The sequence below is a fragment of the Micromonospora sp. WMMA1363 genome, assembly GCF_030345795.1.
Lineage (GTDB): Bacteria > Actinomycetota > Actinomycetes > Mycobacteriales > Micromonosporaceae > Micromonospora.
In genome coordinates this window covers 1375333-1393162 of record NZ_JAUALB010000001.1, presented here as the reverse complement: position 1 = coordinate 1393162, position 17830 = coordinate 1375333, and the positions used below count along the sequence as shown (strand labels likewise).

Here is a 17830-nt window from a genome sequence, read left to right as displayed (position 1 = left end):
GGCGGTGCAGGACTACTTCGAGTACCGGCACACCGTCGGGTTCGAGGAGACGAACCTGGTCGGCAACGTCTACTACGTCAACTACCTGCGCTGGCAGGGCCGCTGCCGGGAGATGTTCCTGTTCGAGCGCGCTCCGGAGGTGCTCGCCGACGTCCGCGACGACCTGAAGCTGTTCACCTTGAAGGTCGACTGCGAGTTCTTCGCTGAGATCACCGCCTTCGACGAGCTGTCGATCCGGATGCGGCTGGTCGACCTGGCACAGACCCAGCTGGAGTTCAGCTTCGACTACGTCCGGCTTGACCCGGGCGGCGGCACGCTCGTCGCTCGGGGCCGGCAGCGGGTGGCCTGCATGCGGGGACCGAACACCCGCACGCAGCCGACCCGCGTCCCGGAGGCGCTGGTGCGGGCGCTGCGCCCGTACCGCGCCCCGGGTGGGCCGCAGCTGGCGGGAACCAGGAGGACATGATGAGCATTGATCATCTGGCGTCCGTCACGACGACTGACCCGGATGCGCTGCGCGGGGCATTCGGGACGTTCGCGACCGGGGTGACGGTGATGTCGGTCGGTGGCTCGCTGCCCCACGGCATGACCGCCAACTCGTTCACCTCGGTCTCCCTGGATCCGCCGCTGGTGCTGGTCTGCGTGGATCGTGGGGCCGTGATGCACGACCGGCTTCTCGCCGTCGGGGTCTTCGGCGTCTCCGTGCTCGCCGAGGGCCAGGAGCCGGTGGCGAGGCACTTCGCCGACCGCCGGCGCCCGCTGGGCGCCGCGCAGTTCGAGGCGGTGAAGTGGACGCCGGGCCGGGTGACCGGGGCGCCGCTGATCGACGGGGCGTTGACCCGGTTCGAGTGTGCTGTCTGGCAGGTGTACGACGGGGGCGACCACAGCATCTTCACCGGCCGGCTGCTGTCGGTCGAGCGGCGTGGCGAGGACGACCCCGTGGTGTTCTTCCGTGGCCGGTTCCGTCGGGTGGCGGCCGAGCGGAGTGGGGTGGCCGAGCGGAGTGGGGTGGCGACATGACGCTGGTGGCGGCCGGCCGGAGGTATCCCGGTCCGACCGGTGCTGCCCTGCTCCGTTCGCTGTGGCAGCTTGGTCGGGACCGGCTCGGCCTGATGACCTCCGCCGCCCGCTACGGCGACGCCGTCCGGCTCGGGGTCGGGCCCCGAGCGCTGTACTTCTTCAACCATCCCGACCACGCCAAGCACGTGCTGGCCGACAACAGCCAGAACTACGTCAAGGGGCTGGGCCTGGTACACGCCCGGCGGGCGCTCGGCGACGGCCTGCTGACCAGCGAGGGTGAGCTGTGGCGCAAGCAGCGGCGGGTGATCCAGCCGGTGTTCCAGGCCAAGCGGATCGCCGGCCAGGCCGGCGCGGTGGCGGAAGAGGCTGACCGGCTTCTCACCCGGCTGCGCGGGCGCCGAGGCGACGGCCCGGTGAACCTGACCGACGAGTTCACCGCGCTGACCCTCGGTGTCCTCGGCCGGACGCTGCTCGACGCCGACCTCGACGCCTTCACCACCGTCGGGGAGGCATTCGAAGAGATGCAGAACCAGGCCATGTTCGAGATGGCCTCGATGAGCGTGCTGCCGATGTGGGTGCCGCTGCCGCAGCAGCTGCGGTTCCGGCGGGCCCGCCGGGAACTGGAGCGGATCGTCGAGCGGCTGGTGGCCGACCGGACCACCCGTGGCGACGTGGCGGAGGCCGACGACGCGCTGTCCCGGTTGATCGCCTCCACCGGGGACGAGGCGGACTCCCGGGTGGCCCGTCAGCGGATGCGCGACGAGCTGGTGACGCTGTTGCTGGCCGGGCACGAGACCACGGCGAGCACGCTCGGGTGGACCTTCCATCTGGTCGACCGGAACCCCTGGGTGCGGCGCCGGCTGCGCGAGGAGGCTGTGGAGGTGCTCGGTGACCGGCTGCCCGAGTACGCCGACCTGGGGCGGCTCACGTACACGAAGATGGTGGTCAGCGAGGCCATGCGCCTGTACCCGCCGGTGTGGATGCTGTCCCGCCGGGCGCGCGACGTCGACGTGGTGGACGGGTATCCGGTGCCCGCCGGAGCGGATGTGCTGATCTGCCCGTACACCCTGCACCGGCACCCGGCGTTCTGGCCCGAGCCGGAGCGGTTCGACCCGGGGCGGTTCGACCCGGAGGTGACCACGGCCCGGCCCCGGTACGCCTACGTCCCGTTCGGCGCCGGGCCGCGGTTCTGCGTCGGCAACCACTTGGGCCTGATGGAAGCGGTGTTCGTGGTGGCGATGGTGTCGCGCGAGTTCGAGCTCGTGGCGTCGGCCGGCCAACAGGTGATCGCCGAGCCGATGCTGTCGTTGCGGGTCCGTGACGGTCTGTCGATGACGGTACGGACGATCAGCTGAACCAGCACCGGGAGGCGGGCTGGTGCGCAGCCGGTCGAGCCGTCGCCCGGCCGAGTTGGGACAGCACGTCGACGACGGCGCCGGGTCGGATTCATGGCCGCCGTACCGGGCGGCCATCCGCATCCGCGGGATGCCCCGCGTGGCGAGAGCCTCGGCGACCTCGTCGGTGGAGGCGTCGGCTCTCCGCCTGTCGCTGGGGCCGCCTGTGCAACCGCGGCAGGACCTCGCCGACTTGCCGGCGAGTTCCGTGCGGGCCGCAGCCGTGATGGTTCCACCGGCCGTCGAGCGCATTTTTGGCGGCCGGTCGGGCTGTGTTCCGGGTACCACCCTCGGCGGCCGTCCGGCACGGGAACCCTGCGATCGGGCCGAGCGCCACGGCGGTACGGGGCCGGTGGCGAGCGGCGCGGTGGGGACCCGGGCGAGCGGGGCGAGCCGCACCGGGCAGCGCGGCGGCGGGCCAGCGGCTGCCACCGCCGGAAGCAGCTGATCAGGTGGGGCCGTGGTGCAGATGCTGACGAAGCCATCGAGGCCGAGACCGTTGTGGCGGACCATCTTCGCGAGCAGCAGAGTGGTCTCGGCGGTGGTTTCGTTCTTCGACGTGCGCAGTACCGGCGCGGGGTCAGCGGCAGCCTGCCGATCCCGCGCCGGTCGAGGAGGCGTCGCCGGTCAGCGCAGCCCCGCGCCTACCGGCTCCCGCACGTCCCGGTCGGCCGCGGCGGGACCGTGTCGCGTCTCCGTCCGCTGCATCGCCGAGCGGCGCACGTCCTCGAGCACGAGCAGGACCGGCGGATCCAGAATCCGCATCGGTTGCAGGGACAGCTGCAGCTCCACCACGCCGTCCCGTCTGATCAAAATCGGCCCGCTGCTACCCACGGCGCCGACCTCCGCCGAGGGCTGACCGAGTAGGTCCGGTCCCACCGAGTGCGCCAGCACGTGCCACACTCCGACGGGCACCCGGTCCAGCACGAACTCGCCCGGCTCGTTGAGGACGCAGCACTGCACCGGTCGGCCCTCCGGAATGCGGTCGGGAAAGACGCCGACGAACACGCGGTCGACCAGGACATTCGACGCCGGCACCACCCGGCCCCGCAGGCTGCCGGTTGGCCGGCTGGTCACCGAGTGCGTGTCGGCCACCGGGACGTGGGAGGTGTAACCGCCCAGGCGCCGGTACGTGGTCGGGGAGAGCCCGACGCTGCGGGTGAATCGTGAACTGAACGTGCCGACGCTGGCGTAGCCGACCCGCAGGCTGACGTCCGCGACGTTCAGCGAGGTGGACACCAACAACTGCTTGGCCCGCTGGAGCCGCAGTGCGGAGAGGAACCGTCCGGGCGAGATCCCCGTGGCTCGCTGGAAGATCCTCGAGAAGTGGAACTTGCTGAAGAATGCTGCCCGAGCCATGTCATCGATGGTCAGTTGCTCCCCGAGATTGTCATGCATGAAGGCGATGACACGTTCGGCGGCCCTAGTGCCTGGATCCAGCAACTCGTCCCCCTTACGATATGAGCAACAATCATGGACGCCAATGCATGCCTATGAATCTATTGCCCGCAGGCTGTTCGACCCATAGGTCGCCGGGTCGCTTCGTGGCGTCTCGTTACCTAACGGTCAACGTGGCAGAGGGGATGCCTGTGACGCGCAACGTCCCGGCCTACTAATTGCACCCGCAATCGTCGCTCTAATGATGCGAGGATGCTAGCCCAAGCTGCGCCGCCCGTGCAATATCCACGTGACGACGCCGCTACCGTCCGTTGTGGCCGTTGCGCAGGCTTGCTGCTGCGGCCTGCGGCTTGCGAGCAGTGGTTATCCCTGCTATCCGTTTTTCTGGTCCGTGGGCGGCTTTGACTGGCGTTGGTCGATACCGGATATAACTGCTATCCATGAGGTGCGATTGGTGTGACCTCTAGCACACCCGTGCGAAACAAACGGTGATCCCGGCTAGGGGCTGAATGTGGATACCGGGCCGACCAAACGGTGTGGTACGTCGGTGGCGACCGTCAGGTTCTCCCGGTGGGAGGCCTGCCGCCTTGAGGCGTTCACGTCGTATGAGCCTTGTGCTGGCTTCGGCGTCCGAGGATCCCGCGCGACCGACGATCGCGGACGCCCCGAACAGGGACTCCGTCCGCACATAAATGGGCACGGTTTCCCCACCGCGGCCGGACGCGAAGTCCGCGGCGAAACAGACCGGGCCGAGTCGACGCGCACCCGGCGTCGACCGGGTGCTGCGGGTCGACCGGCACCAGCCTGGCGTCGGTGCGGAGTGCGCCGCGGTGCGTCGGCGGGCTCCCGGTCGGCGCTCCGCCGACGCAGCCGAGCCGCGCGGCGGCTGGCGGCGCGCGGCTCGGCTGTCCAACGATCTCGACGATGTACGTACCCCGGACGGCGAACCGCGCAGAGTGTCAAGGTCGACGTGGCGCCGGAACGCTCTGGCCCGCCACGGCGGGGATCGCCAGATCCTCCTCTGGGTGGGGTGAGGCTGCCGGTGCTCACCGAACGTGACGTCGGGTCGGAGGCAGAGCAACGTGGAAGAAGCAGGCGGTGAGCGGTGACAGGGCGCGCTCCGACCTGTTCGGCGGTGAGCGTCGCGGGTCAGCCCGGGGCTGCTGGGTTCGGGCCCGGCGCGCGTTGAATCGCCGTCAGGTGGCCCGGCCGGCGGCGTCCCGGCGGCTGCCAGGTCGTCGTGATGACCCGGTCGGGTCCGTCCGGAGGTGGGGGCGAAACCAGCGGCGGGCAGCGGTGCCGGAGACTGGGTCGCGGGAGCGACAGGACGCGCCGCGGTCCCGCCCTCGCGTACCCGAGCCCGACCTGAGCAGGAACGCGATCAGCTTGCTTCGCCTGGCCGGTGTCGCCGACGTCGCCCAGGCCTCAGGCCAGCGGCGGCCGTCCCGCGTCGGCGCCCTTTCGGCGGCCGGACGTCGAACGAAATGCGCCTGGTGGCGGATGCCGTCGCTTCGTCTCCGCGATGTGGTTTCTGTGATGAAGGTCGCCGTGCTCGGCTGCTAGCCGAATCCGACGCTGATCTGTCAGTTCTATGGCACTGTGGCCGATATTGCGATTCAGCTCGATTGCTGACCGTTCCCGAGGTTGGTGTGCGGTGGGCGCTTCGTGACGACATTCGGTTCGCCGGCCGGGCCGAATCGTCAACGGGTGGTCGTCGTGTTCGTTCAGCCGGTGCGTGATCCCTCATCCTTCGTCCCCGGTCGGTTCCCGGTCGATTCGACTCGTGAGGGGTGGACTGGTGGGTCGGCACGGATTGTATTAGTGGACGTGATTGTGGGTGGCGACGGTGGACTGCCTCTCGCCCGCCCGCGGTGACGCTTCGTAACCGTGGGAAATGAGAATCCCAGTGGAGCGGGATGGGTGGACGGACAGTGGGAGTCACCGGAGTAGCGGCGGCTGAGGAGTTTCTGTCCGATCGATGCTCTCGCTGGCGGTGAGTCGTTGTGGGACACTATGGCGTACGAGGTCGGCAGCGAGTGTAATGGAATTCGATGCGCATTTCGGAGCTCAGCAAGCAGAGCGGTCTGTCGGTCCCGACAATCAAGTTCTACCTGCGTGAGGGGCTGCTCCAGCCGGGCGTTCGAACAGGTCGCAACCAGGCGGAGTACGCCGAGGAGCACCTTGCCCGGCTGCGGTTCATCCAGGTGCTCACTGGACCAGGGCGGCTCGGGATCTCGGATGTGCGCGAGGTCCTGGCCGCGATCGACTCGCGGGGATGGCCGCTGCATGGGCTATGCACTGTGATCAATGTCACGGTGACGTCGATGCCCACTGTGGTCGGTGAGGACGAGGTGCGCCGGGAGGTCGACGAGTACGTCGACCGGCTCGGCTGGCAGGTGGACACCGACGCGGCGGAGCGGCAGACCCTGGCCCAGGTGCTGGTCATGCTGCGTGGGCTGGGCTGGTCGGACGGGGTTGAGGTGTTCGACGCCTACGCGTCGGCCGCGCGCGAACTGGGCGCGTCCGAGGCCGGGGAACTGCCGGCCGAGCCGCCCGACGTGGAGGCGCGCATGCGTCTGACAGCACGGTTGGTGCTGCTGGATGTGGCGCTCACCGCGCTGCGCCGGATGGCGCTGACCCATCATGTCGGTAGCCGCCATCGCTCGGAGTCGCAAGTTCCATAGCGGAGCGTGTTCGTCCTTGAGTCAGTCGCACCACCTCAGCGAAGCTCGACTGCGACACCCGAGAGACGTCCGGGTGGCCCTGCCACCACGTCCTGTGCGCGGGAAGTCGCTTTTCGTGATACCTCCGGGGTCGGGGATTGCCCGTGGGCTCGCCCCCGTCGCCCCGTCGGGGTGTCTGGGCGACGGGACGGCTAGGGAATGCCCCGGCATTCGGCGTCGGCGAACGCGAAACTTCCGCGCCAGCCGTTGGGATTCTTACCGGCCGAGCGGTGTCGGCGAAAGGGACCGTTGAATATCCGTTCGGCCGGGTGCGACCGGGCGATCGTGAAACTTCCACGCCAGCCGATGGCGATTCTCGCCGGCCGAGCGGTGTCGGCGGAAAAGGACCGCCAAATAGCCGTTCGGCCTGGCCGCTCCGCACCCGTCCGCGTCGTCGTGGTCGGGGCGATCATCCGCCGGCCGGAACCGTCGCTACCTCCCCGGCCGGGTCCGCCGCCGACGCCCGCGGCTCCGCGTCGGACTGGCGCTCGTCGGCGGTGTCCTCACCGGGCTGCTCGGATGCCCCGTTCGACGTCCGGTGGGCACCATCGCGGGTCTGCGGATCCGGCTCCGCTCGCCCGTCGCCCGTGCCGTCACCGCCGGTGCGTGCGACCACCTGCGGGTACTCGGCCGTCTCGGCGCCGCCCGCGGCGGCCGCCATCACTGCCGCCGCGGCCAGGTCGGCCACCCGCTTCGCCTCCCGTTTGACCCGTGCCCGCACCTCCTTGGCGTGTTTCTCGGCGGAATCCGCCGAGCGTCGGGCCTCCTCGAGCCGGTGCGACTGGTCGGCCAGTTCCCGACGGGTCTCGCCGAGGCGCTGGCGGACCGTTGCCAGCTCGCGCTCGGTCACGCCCCCCTCCTGCTTGACCTGCTCGAGCTGCTGCTGCGTGCCCTCCAGTTCGGACTGGAGCCGGGTGAGTGTTTCCCGCCGGTCCCGGATCCCCTGCTGTACCGTGTTGAGCTGCTGTTGGTGGGCGGCGGCCTGCTCGTCGGCACGCTGACGTACTTTCGCGGCGTACTGCTGCGCCTCGGCGATCAGCGCGCCGATCTCCTGCTCCGCGGCGCTGCGCTGGCCGGCCAACTCCCGCTCGACCGCGCCGCGCTGCTCGGTCAGCTCCTGCTCGGCGGCGGCGCGGCGATCGCTCAGCTCCCGCTCCACGGTGGTCTGCCAGCGCGTCAGGTCCTCCTGCGTACGGGTGCGGGCCGCCTGCACCTCCTGCTGGATCTGGGTCCGCGCCGAGGTCAGGAACGCCTCGGCCTCGGCCCGGGCCTGCTCGATCCGTTGGGCGCTCTGCTCCTCGATCCGGCTGGCCTCCTGCCGGGCCCGCTCGTGGGCGGCCTCGCCGGCCTCCCGTAGCTGTTCGGCGGCGGCGCGGATCTCGGTCAACTCGGTCTTGGCCGCTGCGCGCCGTTCCTCGTCGACCTTCTCCTGCTCGGCGCGGCGGGCGGCCAGTTCCTCCTCGAACTCGCGCGTCATCCGCTCCGCGCGCTCGCGGGCGTCGGTGAGCGAGTTCTCCGCCCGGGCCTCCAGCTCGGCTGCCCGCTCGCTGGCCGCCTCGCCGATCGCCTCGGCCTGCCGCTCGGCCAGGGCCAGGATCTGCTCGACCATCGGACCCAGGTCGCGGAAGGCGGCCCGGTCGACCCGTGGGGGTCGCTCGCGCAGCTCGGTGACCTCCGCCTCGAGCTGTGCGACCTGCGCGGTCAACTCCTCGACCCGGGTGCGCGCCTCGGCGCGGTCGGTCGCGGCGCGGGACAGGCCGCCTTCGAGCTGGTCGAGGTGCCGGTCCACCTGCCGCTTGTCGTAGCCGCGCAGCATGAGGTCGAAGCTCGGGCGCGACGGGTTGTCGCCGCGAACCGCGAACGGCTCGTCGCCGTGGGACATGCTGGAATCCTCCGTAGGATCGCGAGCGCCACGCGGGGACAGGTGCGGCCCCGCGGGCGACGATGTGGCGACACGCTACCGCCGCCGGGGTGTGGGTTGAAGCCCTGCCCCGTCAGTCGCAAGCAGAGGTGGCCAAGCGGCCGGTCCGGCTCGGACGTCCGGACCCGCGTCGCGTTCAGCTTCAGGTAAGGCTAACCTAATCACTGCCGTCTGCCTGACACCCGGAGAGGCCCATGACCCAGACCCTGCCCGTCGCCCCCTGGCGGCTGTTCACCGTCGAGGTGGGCGCGGTACGCCGGCTCAGCCCGTCGTTCGTGCGGGTCACCTTCACCGGGCCGGACCTTCACCGGTTCGCCGACAACGGCTACGACCAACGGATCAAATTGGCGTTCCCGCTGCCGGGCGAGCGTGGGGCGCGGCTGCCGGAAGGCCCGGACTGGTACCCGCGGTGGCGGGCCCTGCCCGAGCGGGACCGCAACCCGATCCGCACGTACACCGTACGGTTGGTCCGGCCGGAGCGGTCCGAGGTGGACGTCGATCTCGTCCTGCACGGCGACGGCGGCCCGGCCACCCGCTGGGCGCGGCGGGCCCGCCCCGGCGACGGGATCGTGATGCTCGGGCCAGACGCCGGCTTCGACGGCGACCACGGTGGTGTCGAGTTTCGGCCGCAAGGCGCAGGCAAGTTGTTGCTGGCCGGCGACGAGACGGCGGCGCCGGCGATCTGTGCCATCCTGGACCGGCTCCCGGCGACCGCCCGCGGCCGGGCGCTGCTGGAAGTCCCGGAGGCTGACGACGTGCTGCCGACGGCGGCGCCGCCGGGAGTCGCGGTGAGCTGGTTCGCCCGCGGCGGTGACGCGCACGGCGCCCGGCTGGTGCCGGCGGTCTCGGCCGCCGCGGCGGACCTGCTCTCCGGCGCGCCCGGCCGAGCCGGGGAGCAGGTCGTCGACGTCGACACCGAGATCCTCTGGGAGGTGCCGGCTACGACCGCGCCCGTGCCGGTGTACACCTGGCTGGCCGGCGAGGCCGGCGTGATCCGTACCCTGCGCCGGCACCTGGTCGGGAAGTGCGGCGTGGACCGGCGGGCGGTGGCCTTCATGGGCTACTGGCGCCTCGGCCGCGCCGACCCCGCCTGACCGCACTCCGCCGAGCCCGCACATCCTGTCCGGACGAACCGGCTGAGCCGCGCAGAACGGACAGAGCGCAAGAACGGTGGGGCGGGTAGGGAGGAGTCACGGGATGCGGATGGTGCCGCCGTCGATGCTCACCGCGGTCGGTGGCAGCGGCTGCTCGGCCGGACCCCCGCGCACCGACCCGTCGGCGATGTCGAACCGGCTGTTGTGGCAGGCACACAGGATGGTGCCGTCGGCCACCGAGGTGACCGTGCAGCCCTGGTGCGTGCACCGGGCGGAGAACGCCCTGACCATGCCCGCCGTGGGCTGGGTCAGCACCACCCCCCGGTCGGGGAAGACGCGACCCCCGCCGACCGGGATGTCGGCGAGGCTCGCCAGCGCCGGAGCGTCGGCCGCCCCTTCGGCGGCACCGTCCCCGATCGCCGTGGCCGGTCCGGCAGTCCCGGGCGCCGCCGGGGGCGCACCGTAGGTCTGGCAGCCGGTCAACAGGGTGGTTACCCCTGCCGCCCCGGTCCCGGCCAGCAGCGCCCGGCGCGTCGCCGTGCCCCTGTCCTCCGTCATCCGTGTGTCCTTTCCAGACGGGGCAACGTCACCACCGGAACCCGAACGTCGTGAAGTACCAGACCGACGAGGTCAGCCAGACCAGCATCAGCACGGCGAAGACCACCCCGCCGACGACCGGCAGGACCCAGTCGGCCAGCCCCCGGCGGGGCAGCGCGAGCATCTTGGTGGTGAACGCGCCGAAGAAGAAGCAGCCGAACACCGAGTGCGCGAGTGTCCGCAGGTCGGTCTCGGCGAAGCCGAGCGCATAGAGGCAGTGCACCCCGACCGGCACCGCCAGCAGGAAGGCGACCCGACCCGACCAGCGGTGTGCGGTGGCGGCCCAGGACGGCGGGACGGCACCGAGCCGACCCCACATGGCCCGTGCTGACAGCAGCTGCACCACGGCGAGGAACGCCGCGCCGGTTCCCAGCCAGACCTTCACCGTCTGCGGCCCGGAGAAGCCGGCCAGGTTGACCGCGACCCCGGTCGGGGTGTGCGTACGGCCGTAGGCGCCGAGCGTCACCGCGACCGCCGCACCCACCAGCAGTGGCACGACGATGGACGCGCGCGGGGCGGCGGGTGGGTCGGCGAGGGGATCCGGCAACACCTGGCCGGTCGGTGCCGCGCCGAGGTCGGGCAGCCCGTGGCTGTCGCCCCGGTGGTGCTCCACCATCACCGGCCGGGCCCGGGCTCGGGGACGACCGGTACGGCGGTGATGGCGATTCCGTTGACGACCGTGGTACCGAAGGCCGGGTCGAGCGGTGGCGCCTGGACCGGCTTCCGGTTCCAGGTCACCACCCCGACCTGGGTGCCGTCGGCGAGCAGGATCCAGCCACCGTCCACGCCCGCGTCGCGGACCTGCGCCGTGGCCCGGTACAGCGCCGGGGACGTGCCCTCGGTGGCGGTGAACGCCCACCGCTCGTCGGCGGCGCGTACCTCGCCGCTGACCCGGTCACCGTCGATCGTGCCGGTCAGCCGCGCGCCGTCGGCGCCGCGGAGAGCCAGTTCGCCGTCGGTGACCGCGCCCCGCAGCCAGATTTCCAGGTGCCTGCCGTCGCAGACGTACGCCACCGCCCGGCCCTGCCGGACCGTCAGCGCGATGGTGGCCCCTGTGCCCAGACGGCCGGTCCAGGTGCCGTCCCCCGCAGTGGTTCCCGGCGTGGGGCCGGGCGTGGAGGGCGGTGGCGACGTCGCACCCGGCTGGGCGCCGGGCAGCGCGGGCGCACCGGTCGACTCCTCGGCCGAGCCGGTGGCCGTCGGCGCCGCCGCGTCGGCGGCCGGTGGGGTGGGGCTCGCCTGTCCCGCGTCCGCGGCCGGGGTCGGAGCCGGTGGCGCGGCCTGGGCGCTCATCGTGAACAGCCCGGCCGCGAGCGCGGTTCCGGACGCCAGGGTGAGCATCGGGGTCATCCGCTTCATGGGCATCTCCCTCCACCCGGACGTACGGTTGCCTGGCCCGGGTCGTTCAATCCACCGCGGAGATCCGGTGCGGATGCGTCCGCCCATCCGGGTCCCGACCCGGGCCGCCAACCAGCCGTGGGCGCGGCGGGTGAGGTCAGCGCCGGGTCCGGTCGCCCGCCGACGGCCCGCGGCGCCGCCGCACGAGGTACGTGATCGCGCCCAGCGCGAAGAACAGCGCGCTGAGCACCAGCCAGCGACCAACCAGCGGGGTCGGCTCCCGGCCCGTCGCCGACGTGTGCGTCGACCCCCCGAGACCGAGGATCCCGGGCAGGTAGACGAGGAACAGCAGCGCTGACGCGAGGGCCGGGACCCGGATGTGGTTGACCACCGCCGGCCGGTGGGCGAACCGCCGCAGCCCGCGGTCCATCGTGGCGTAGACCGGAAAGAGAACCAGGTCGTGGGCGACCACCGCGCCGAGGAACCAGAGCAGCATCCGAATGGCATCCGCCTCGCCGGACAGCCGCAGCGCCACCCAACCGGTGAGGGTGAAGCAGGCCAGCAGGACCAGCAGGTGCGCCGGCCCGGCCCCGTACGCCGTCCGGAACCGGGACGCGCGCTCAACCATCGGACCGGAAGTCGATCGTGGCCACCCATTTCGTGCAGTGCACGCCGGGTAGGGCCGGTACGATGACCCGGGCCGGGTACCCGTGGTCCGCCGACAGGTCGGCGCCGTTGACCCGCAGCGCCAGCAGCGAGTCCGCGTCGAGGACCTGGTTGGCCTGAAGGGTGGCCTGGTTGAACAGGCCGGCCCGCTCCAGGGAACGCACCTGGGCCGACACCGGGTCGGTCACCCCGACCAGGGCGGCGAGGTCCCTCAGCCGGACGCCGGTCCACGTCTGCCGCGTCGACCAGCCCTCCACGCAGGCGATCGGCAGCCGTGCGGTGTGTTGTGCCATGGCGAGCAGAGCCGGTCGGTCGACGGTGACCTCGCGTCCGCCGCCTCGCAGCCCCAACCGCCAGCCGGGGCCGGTGTCGCTGGCGGAGATTCCCGCTGCCGCAGCGGTACGGTTGACCGGGAAGCCGTTCGGACCGCTCCCCGGATCCTGGCCCCGGGGCAGGAGCAGGGCGGTGCGCCGCAGCGGCCCGTCCAGGCTCTGCCCCACCGTGAGCGCCCCGAGCAGCAGGGCGCCGCCGCCGACCAGAGTGACCGCGCCGCGTCGGCTCACCGTCGGTGGCCCGGGTCGTGCGGCAACCAGTCCATCCGGGTCGGGAGGCTCCGGCACGGTCGTCGCCGTGCCCGTCCGCGCCTCGGCGGCCGCGGGCCGGGCCCGCAACGCGGAGAGCATCCGTCGCAGCTTCAGCGACACGTGCGCCACCAGCGCCGCCGTGAACACCCACGCACCGAAGTAGTGCGCCGTGTAGAAGTCGAAGCCGAACAGGTAGGCGTACTGGACGTTGAGCAGGCCGGTGGCGATCTCGAAGAGGATCCCGCCGACGAGCAGGAGCAGCGAGAGCCGCTCCAGCACCTGCGCGGGCGAGCGCGCCGGCGGCCAGTCGAACAGCTTCGGGATCACCGACCACAGCTTCGCCAGCACCACCGGGACCAGCATGATCCCGAGGGTCACGTGTAGCCCCTGGGTGAAGCGGAACAGCCAGGACGGGTGGGTCGGCCAGTCCAACGGCGGCAGCCGCAGCCAGCCCACGTCGCGCGGGAACGCTTGGCCGAACTGCGGCCCGTAGGCCAGGTGGTCCAGTAGGCCGGTGAGGAACACCACGGGCAGCGCGACGAGGAGGACGACCCCGTACACGGAGGTGAGCCACGGCCCGCGCAGCGGGCTGCGCCAGCCCCGTGCGGCGGCGTCGGTGCCCGGCGGGCGGTGTCGGGCGAGTGCGCGCCACAACGAGGCCGGGAAGCCGTACCCCGCGGGCCGATCGCCGTAGCCTCGACCGGACATGGTTCGCTCCTCACGTTCGCCTGGTGGCTCCATCCGCGACGCTAGACCCGGCCCGGGCGGCTCGGTCCCGGTTACGTCATTACGAGCCGCTTACCGCAGCCGCGCCGGGATCCTGCCCGGCGCCGACCAGGGCCGGGCGGCGTCGAGGTGGTCGGGTGTCCGCCGTCCGGGGTGACTTCTTACGAAGTCGTGACGGGCCGGCCGTGTCGGCCGACCGGCCGACACGGCCGGCCTAGCGTGATCGGATGCGGTTACTCGTCACCGGCGCCGCCGGCTTCGTCGGGTCCCACGTCGTCGACCTGGCGGTCGCCGAGGGGCACGAGGTGGTCGGACTGGACGCGCTGTTGCCTGAGGCGCACGGCGGTGCGCTGCCCGCCTGGTCGCGCACCCACCGGCCGGAGGTCGGTGACATCCGGGACGCGGGGCTGCTGGACCGGCTGCTGCCCGGCGTGGACGCGGTCTGTCACCAGGCGGCCATGGTCGGTCACGGGCACGATCCGTCCGACGCGCCGGCCTACGCCAGCCACAACGACTACGGCACCGCGGTGCTGCTGGCGGCCATGTACCGGGCCGGGGTGACCCGGCTGGTGCTGGCCAGCTCCATGGTCGTCTATGGGGAGGGCGGATACCGGTGTGCGACCCACGGCGCCGTGCGCCCGGCCCCGCGCCGCCCCGCCGACCTGACCGCCGGCCGGTACGAGCCAACCTGCCCGGCCTGCCACTCTCCGCTCACCCCGACCCTGGTGCCCGAGGACGCGCCGCTGGAGCCGCGCAGCACGTACGCGGCCAGCAAGCTGGCGCAGGAGCACCTGGCCGCTGCCTGGGCCCGCCAGACCGGCGGCGGAGTGTGGGCCCTGCGATACCACAACGTCTACGGCCCTCGGATGCCCCGAGACACCCCGTACGCGGGCGTGGCCGCGATCTTCCGTTCCGCCCTGGCCGCCGGCCGGCCGCCCCGGGTGCTGGAGGACGGCCGCCAGCGTCGCGACTTCGTGCACGTCACCGACGTGGCACGGGCGAACCTGCTGGCGCTGGCCGCCCCGCCCCCGGATGGCCTGGTGCCGGTCAACGTCTGCTCTGGCCAGCCGCACACCGTCGGCGAACTGGCCGACACGCTCGCCGCGGCGATGGGCGGGCCGGCGCCCCTGGTGGTCGGCGGTGCCCGCGCCGCCGACGTACGCCACGTCGTCGCCGACCCGCGTCGCGCCGCCGACCTGCTCGGCTACACCGCGCGGGTCGGGTTCGCCGAGGGCGTGGTCGCGTTCGCCCACGATCCGCTGCGGGAACCGGCCGCCCGGCCCGCCGCGGGCCCGCCCCTGCCGGCCCCGGCCGTGTCCGCCGTGTCCGCCGAGCCGACCGCGCTGCCGGCCTGAACGACCGGTCGGGCCGGCATCCGGAGGCGCGGTCGGCGCGTGGCGCGGAGCACGTCGGATCGGCAGCCGGTCAGCTGACCGTCCATAGCAGGTGATTGACGGCCAGCGCGGTGATCGCCTGGCCGCCGAGCCACCAGCGGCGGGTGCTCGCCGGCAGGTGCGCGGCGGCGACCAGCAGCCACACCGCGAACGGTAGCCAGATCCGTTCCACCTCGGCCTTGCTGAGACCGGACAGGTCCGCCGCCAGGACCGCCAGCGCCGCGGCGGCCGGAAGCACGGTGGTCGGTCCGGCACCCCGCACCGCGCCGACCACCACCGCCGGCCACGGCCGCCCGACGAACGCGGCGCGCGCCGACCGGGTCGCGGCCCGCGACGCGTGGCGCAGCGCCGGGCCGACCACCGGGCCGGCGGACAGGAGCAACGCCGCCAGGTTCGCCCACACCCAGTACCCGTACGGCCGGTCGGCCGCCCAGCCCTGGTAGTAGCGCTCGACCACCAGGTGGTAGCCGTCCCACCACCAGAATCCGGCGGCGGTGAACGCCGCGACGACGACGGCGACCCCGGCGATGGCGGCAGCCAACGCCCCCCAGCCAGGTCGGCCCCGAAGGGCCAGCACGGCCACCGCCAGCAGCGCGACCAGCGCGAAGCCGTACGACAGATGCAGCGCGAAGCCCAGCACCAGCCCACCGACAGTGGCGACCCACCGGCCGCCCGCCGCGAGCAGCGCCAATCCGGCGGCGACCACGCCGGCGAACAGGCCGTCCGCCGACGCTCCCACCCAGACAGCTCCCGGCAGCAGCACCAGGAACGGCAGCACGGCCCGCGCGGCCTCGGCCGCCCCCAGCGCCCGCAGGGTCACCGGCACCGACACGGCGACGGTGGCGCCGACCAGCACGCAGGCCAACCCGGCCGCGGCGCCGCCGCCCAGCCCGACCCGGTCCAACCCCACGAAGACCAGCAGCGCGCCGGGTGGGTGTCCGGCCGTGTGGGTGGACCACGAGCCGGGCTGGAAGTCGAGGATCCGCCCCGTGAAGCCGGCCAGCATCGTCGCCACGTCGGTGACCCGGGGAACCTCGTGCAGGTATTCGGCCTGCGGGGTCAGCCGCTCGGTGAGACCGGCCGACCAGCCGTCGACCAGGGCCAGGGACAGCGTCCACGCGACCGCCGCGAGATAGCCCACGGCGAGCAGCCGACCCCAGGGGGCAACCTGCGCCCACCGCACGCCCCGGCTGAGGACGACGGCCGCGACCAGCACCGCCGCGGGCGTACCCCAGCCGACGTGCGGCTGCCACGTGGCGTAGAGCGGGGCCGCGTCGGCGTGCAGGCCGGCATCCCGGGCGTTGAGCAGCGCCCCGACCGCCACGGCGGCCGCCACCAGCGCCACCTCGACGGTGAGTACCACCAGATCGGCCCGGCCTCGGCGGGCGGGCGGCACGGAACGGGCGGTGGGCCGCGTCGGAGTGGACGTCATGACGACCGCACGGTACGGGTCCCGGCTGCCGCGGCGCCGGCGAAGCGCCATCCCGTCACCGGTCGGTAAGAATCCGTCGCCCGGTAAGCGATCCGTAAGCACGTTTCGACCGCCTTGGACCCGACGCGGTCCTAGCGTCGGACGCATGCCCACACAGATCGACGTCGTCCTGCCCTGCCTCGACGAGGCGGCGGCGCTGCCCGGCGTCCTCACCGCGCTGCCGCCCGGGTACCGGGCCGTCGTGGTGGACAACGGGTCGCGCGACGGGTCGCCGGAGGTGGCCGCCCGGCATGGCGCCCGAGTGGTGCGCGAACCCCGCCGTGGCTACGGCGCCGCCGTCCACACCGGCATCGTCGCCGCCGAGACCGAGCTGGTGTGCGTTCTGGACGCCGACGGCTCCTTCGACCCGGCGGAGTTGCCGGCCCTGGTCGCCCCGGTCGCGGACGACTCGGCGGACCTCGCGGTCGGGCGCCGTCGCCCGGTGTCGGCCGGCGCCTGGCCGTGGCACGCCCGGGCCGGGACCGCACTGATCGCGGCGCTGCTGCGTCAGCGCGGGGTTCCGTTACGCGATCTGAGCCCCATCCGGGTGGCCCGGCGGGATGCGCTGCTCGACCTCGGGGTGACCGACCGGGCTTTCGGCTACCCGCTCGAACTGCTGATTCGGGCGGCCGCCGCCGGTTGGCGCATCCGCGAGGTGGACGTCACGTACGCCCACCGCGCCGCCGGCACCCGGTCGAAGGTCTCCGGGTCGCTCCGCGGCACCCTGCGGGCGACCCGGGACTTTGCCGGAGTGCTGCGCACCATGGGCGGCACCCGGTGACCGTCCTGCTCGTGGTGGCGAAGTCCCCGGTGCCCGGGGCGGTGAAGACCCGGCTGTGCCCACCCGCCACCCCCGCGCAGGCGGCGCGGGTGGCCGCCGCCGCGTTGCGTGACACGCTCGACACGGTCGCGGCGACTCCGGGCGTGACTCCCGTGCTCGCCCTGCACGGACGGTTTGCCGATGCCGATGCCGATGCCGATGCCGATGCCGAGGACGCGGCCGTGCTGTGCGCCGTCACCACCGGCTGGGTGGTCCTGCCGCAGCGCGGCGTCAGCCTGGGTGACCGGCTCGCCGCCGCGTACGCGGACGTCGCCGTCGCCTATCCCGGTCAGCCGGTGCTCCAGATCGGCATGGACACGCCGCAGCTGACCCCGGCCCTGCTCGGCGCGGCGGCGCGGCGGCTGGCCGACGCGGACGCCCTGCTCGGCCGCGCCGCGGACGGCGGGTGGTGGGCGCTGGGGCTGCGTGAGCCCCGGCACGCCGCCGTCCTGCGCGGCGTGCCGATGTCCACCCCGGAGACCGGGCGACGCACCGCCGTGGCGCTGTCCGGCCGGGGCCTGCGGGTGCAGCCACTGCCGGTGGTCCGCGACGTCGACGAGTGGGCCGACGCGTTGGCCGTGGCCGCGACCGTGCCGGACAGCCGGTTCGCGCGTCAGGTCGCGGCCGTCCGGCCGGTGCTGCTTCCGGGCGGTTCGCGGTGACCCTGCTCGCCGCCGGTCAACC

The 17830-nt window shown here is 72.9% G+C and carries 16 protein-coding genes; 8 read left to right on the top strand and 8 right to left on the bottom strand.

Annotated elements, in window-relative coordinates:
* Window positions 1-4: 4 nt before the first annotated feature.
* From QTQ03_RS06430 to QTQ03_RS06420, 3 genes are read left to right on the top strand one after another with little or no spacing between them, the layout of a single operon-like run.
* A complete protein-coding gene (locus QTQ03_RS06430; RefSeq protein WP_289277177.1) occupies window positions 5-466 on the top strand; it encodes an acyl-CoA thioesterase in 462 nt (153 codons plus the stop codon).
* Complete coding sequence (locus QTQ03_RS06425) at window positions 466-1020, top strand: flavin reductase family protein (RefSeq protein ID WP_289277176.1); 555 nt, start codon at window positions 466-468, stop codon at window positions 1018-1020. The genes QTQ03_RS06430 and QTQ03_RS06425 overlap by 1 nt, the downstream gene beginning before the upstream one ends.
* Window positions 1017-2375, top strand: a complete 1359-nt coding sequence (locus tag QTQ03_RS06420; protein WP_289277175.1) for a cytochrome P450 — start codon at window positions 1017-1019, stop codon at window positions 2373-2375. The genes QTQ03_RS06425 and QTQ03_RS06420 overlap by 4 nt, the downstream gene beginning before the upstream one ends.
* A 666-nt stretch (window positions 2376-3041) precedes the next feature.
* On the opposite strand, the gene QTQ03_RS06415 is transcribed toward QTQ03_RS06420, so the two are convergent.
* Complete coding sequence (locus QTQ03_RS06415) at window positions 3042-3812, bottom strand: helix-turn-helix domain-containing protein (RefSeq protein ID WP_289277174.1); 771 nt, start codon at window positions 3810-3812, stop codon at window positions 3042-3044.
* 2051 nt (window positions 3813-5863) lie between these two features.
* On the opposite strand from QTQ03_RS06415, the gene QTQ03_RS06410 reads away from it, so the two are divergent.
* Window positions 5864-6496: a MerR family transcriptional regulator gene (locus tag QTQ03_RS06410; protein WP_289277173.1), complete on the top strand. Its 633-nt coding sequence runs from the start codon at window positions 5864-5866 to the stop codon at window positions 6494-6496.
* Window positions 6497-6944: 448 nt separating this feature from the next.
* Here QTQ03_RS06410 and QTQ03_RS06405 read toward each other — a convergent pair whose 3' ends face one another.
* Window positions 6945-8417 carry a coiled-coil domain-containing protein gene (locus QTQ03_RS06405; protein WP_289277172.1) on the bottom strand — a complete coding sequence of 491 codons (1473 nt, stop codon included), beginning with the start codon at window positions 8415-8417 and terminating at the stop codon, window positions 6945-6947.
* A gap of 233 nt (window positions 8418-8650) precedes the next feature.
* Here QTQ03_RS06405 and QTQ03_RS06400 point away from each other — a divergent pair, with 233 nt between their 5' ends.
* Window positions 8651-9550, top strand: a complete 900-nt coding sequence (locus QTQ03_RS06400) for a siderophore-interacting protein (protein ID WP_289277171.1) — start codon at window positions 8651-8653, stop codon at window positions 9548-9550.
* A 96-nt stretch (window positions 9551-9646) separates the two neighbouring features.
* On the opposite strand, the gene QTQ03_RS06395 is transcribed toward QTQ03_RS06400, so the two are convergent.
* From QTQ03_RS06395 to QTQ03_RS06375, 5 genes are all read right to left on the bottom strand, one after another.
* A complete protein-coding gene (locus QTQ03_RS06395; RefSeq protein ID WP_289277170.1) occupies window positions 9647-10108 on the bottom strand; it encodes a Rieske (2Fe-2S) protein in 462 nt (153 codons plus the stop codon).
* A gap of 28 nt (window positions 10109-10136) precedes the next feature.
* On the bottom strand, window positions 10137-10763 hold the full coding sequence (locus tag QTQ03_RS06390; RefSeq protein ID WP_353890572.1) for a DUF6529 family protein: 627 nt from the start codon (window positions 10761-10763) through the stop codon (window positions 10137-10139).
* Window positions 10763-11506 carry a hypothetical protein gene (locus tag QTQ03_RS06385; RefSeq protein WP_289277169.1) on the bottom strand — a complete coding sequence of 248 codons (744 nt, stop codon included), beginning with the start codon at window positions 11504-11506 and terminating at the stop codon, window positions 10763-10765. Before QTQ03_RS06385 ends, QTQ03_RS06390 begins: the two co-directional genes overlap by 1 nt.
* A 136-nt stretch (window positions 11507-11642) precedes the next feature.
* Entirely contained in the window at window positions 11643-12113 is a 471-nt protein-coding gene (locus tag QTQ03_RS06380; RefSeq protein ID WP_289277168.1) for a hypothetical protein, read from the bottom strand.
* Window positions 12106-13443: a molybdopterin-dependent oxidoreductase gene (locus tag QTQ03_RS06375; protein ID WP_289277167.1), complete on the bottom strand. Its 1338-nt coding sequence runs from the start codon at window positions 13441-13443 to the stop codon at window positions 12106-12108. The genes QTQ03_RS06380 and QTQ03_RS06375 overlap by 8 nt, the downstream gene beginning before the upstream one ends.
* Window positions 13444-13688: 245 nt before the next feature.
* On the opposite strand from QTQ03_RS06375, the gene QTQ03_RS06370 reads away from it, so the two are divergent.
* A complete protein-coding gene (locus QTQ03_RS06370) occupies window positions 13689-14816 on the top strand; it encodes an NAD-dependent epimerase/dehydratase family protein (protein WP_289277166.1) in 1128 nt (375 codons plus the stop codon).
* 70 nt (window positions 14817-14886) lie between these two features.
* On the opposite strand, the gene QTQ03_RS06365 is transcribed toward QTQ03_RS06370, so the two are convergent.
* Window positions 14887-16287: a hypothetical protein gene (locus QTQ03_RS06365; RefSeq protein ID WP_289277165.1), complete on the bottom strand. Its 1401-nt coding sequence runs from the start codon at window positions 16285-16287 to the stop codon at window positions 14887-14889.
* Between the two features lie 145 nt (window positions 16288-16432).
* Here QTQ03_RS06365 and QTQ03_RS06360 point away from each other — a divergent pair, with 145 nt between their 5' ends.
* Both QTQ03_RS06360 and QTQ03_RS06355 read left to right on the top strand, forming a co-directional pair.
* Window positions 16433-17107 carry a glycosyltransferase family 2 protein gene (locus QTQ03_RS06360; protein WP_289277164.1) on the top strand — a complete coding sequence of 225 codons (675 nt, stop codon included), beginning with the start codon at window positions 16433-16435 and terminating at the stop codon, window positions 17105-17107.
* Window positions 17104-17808, top strand: a complete 705-nt coding sequence (locus tag QTQ03_RS06355) for a TIGR04282 family arsenosugar biosynthesis glycosyltransferase (RefSeq protein ID WP_289277163.1) — start codon at window positions 17104-17106, stop codon at window positions 17806-17808. The genes QTQ03_RS06360 and QTQ03_RS06355 overlap by 4 nt, the downstream gene beginning before the upstream one ends.
* Window positions 17809-17830 lie beyond the last annotated feature (22 nt).

Bases quoted from the DNA above. Each gene is read 5' to 3' on its own strand.
- QTQ03_RS06425 (WP_289277176.1), top strand. From the start codon at position 466: ATGAGCATTGATCATCTGGCGTCCGTCACGACGACTGACCCGGATGCG.
- QTQ03_RS06420 (WP_289277175.1), top strand. From the start codon at position 1,017: ATGACGCTGGTGGCGGCCGGCCGGAGGTATCCCGGTCCGACCGGTGCT.
- QTQ03_RS06415 (WP_289277174.1), bottom strand. From the start codon at position 3,812: ATGCATGACAATCTCGGGGAGCAACTGACCATCGATGACATGGCTCGG.
- QTQ03_RS06410 (WP_289277173.1), top strand. From the start codon at position 5,864: ATGCGCATTTCGGAGCTCAGCAAGCAGAGCGGTCTGTCGGTCCCGACA.
- QTQ03_RS06405 (WP_289277172.1), bottom strand. From the start codon at position 8,417: ATGTCCCACGGCGACGAGCCGTTCGCGGTTCGCGGCGACAACCCGTCG.
- QTQ03_RS06400 (WP_289277171.1), top strand. From the start codon at position 8,651: ATGACCCAGACCCTGCCCGTCGCCCCCTGGCGGCTGTTCACCGTCGAG.
- QTQ03_RS06395 (WP_289277170.1), bottom strand. From the start codon at position 10,108: ATGACGGAGGACAGGGGCACGGCGACGCGCCGGGCGCTGCTGGCCGGG.
- QTQ03_RS06390 (WP_353890572.1), bottom strand. From the start codon at position 10,763: ATGGTGGAGCACCACCGGGGCGACAGCCACGGGCTGCCCGACCTCGGC.
- QTQ03_RS06385 (WP_289277169.1), bottom strand. From the start codon at position 11,506: ATGAAGCGGATGACCCCGATGCTCACCCTGGCGTCCGGAACCGCGCTC.
- QTQ03_RS06380 (WP_289277168.1), bottom strand. From the start codon at position 12,113: ATGGTTGAGCGCGCGTCCCGGTTCCGGACGGCGTACGGGGCCGGGCCG.
- QTQ03_RS06375 (WP_289277167.1), bottom strand. From the start codon at position 13,443: ATGTCCGGTCGAGGCTACGGCGATCGGCCCGCGGGGTACGGCTTCCCG.
- QTQ03_RS06370 (WP_289277166.1), top strand. From the start codon at position 13,689: ATGCGGTTACTCGTCACCGGCGCCGCCGGCTTCGTCGGGTCCCACGTC.
- QTQ03_RS06365 (WP_289277165.1), bottom strand. From the start codon at position 16,287: ATGACGTCCACTCCGACGCGGCCCACCGCCCGTTCCGTGCCGCCCGCC.
- QTQ03_RS06360 (WP_289277164.1), top strand. From the start codon at position 16,433: ATGCCCACACAGATCGACGTCGTCCTGCCCTGCCTCGACGAGGCGGCG.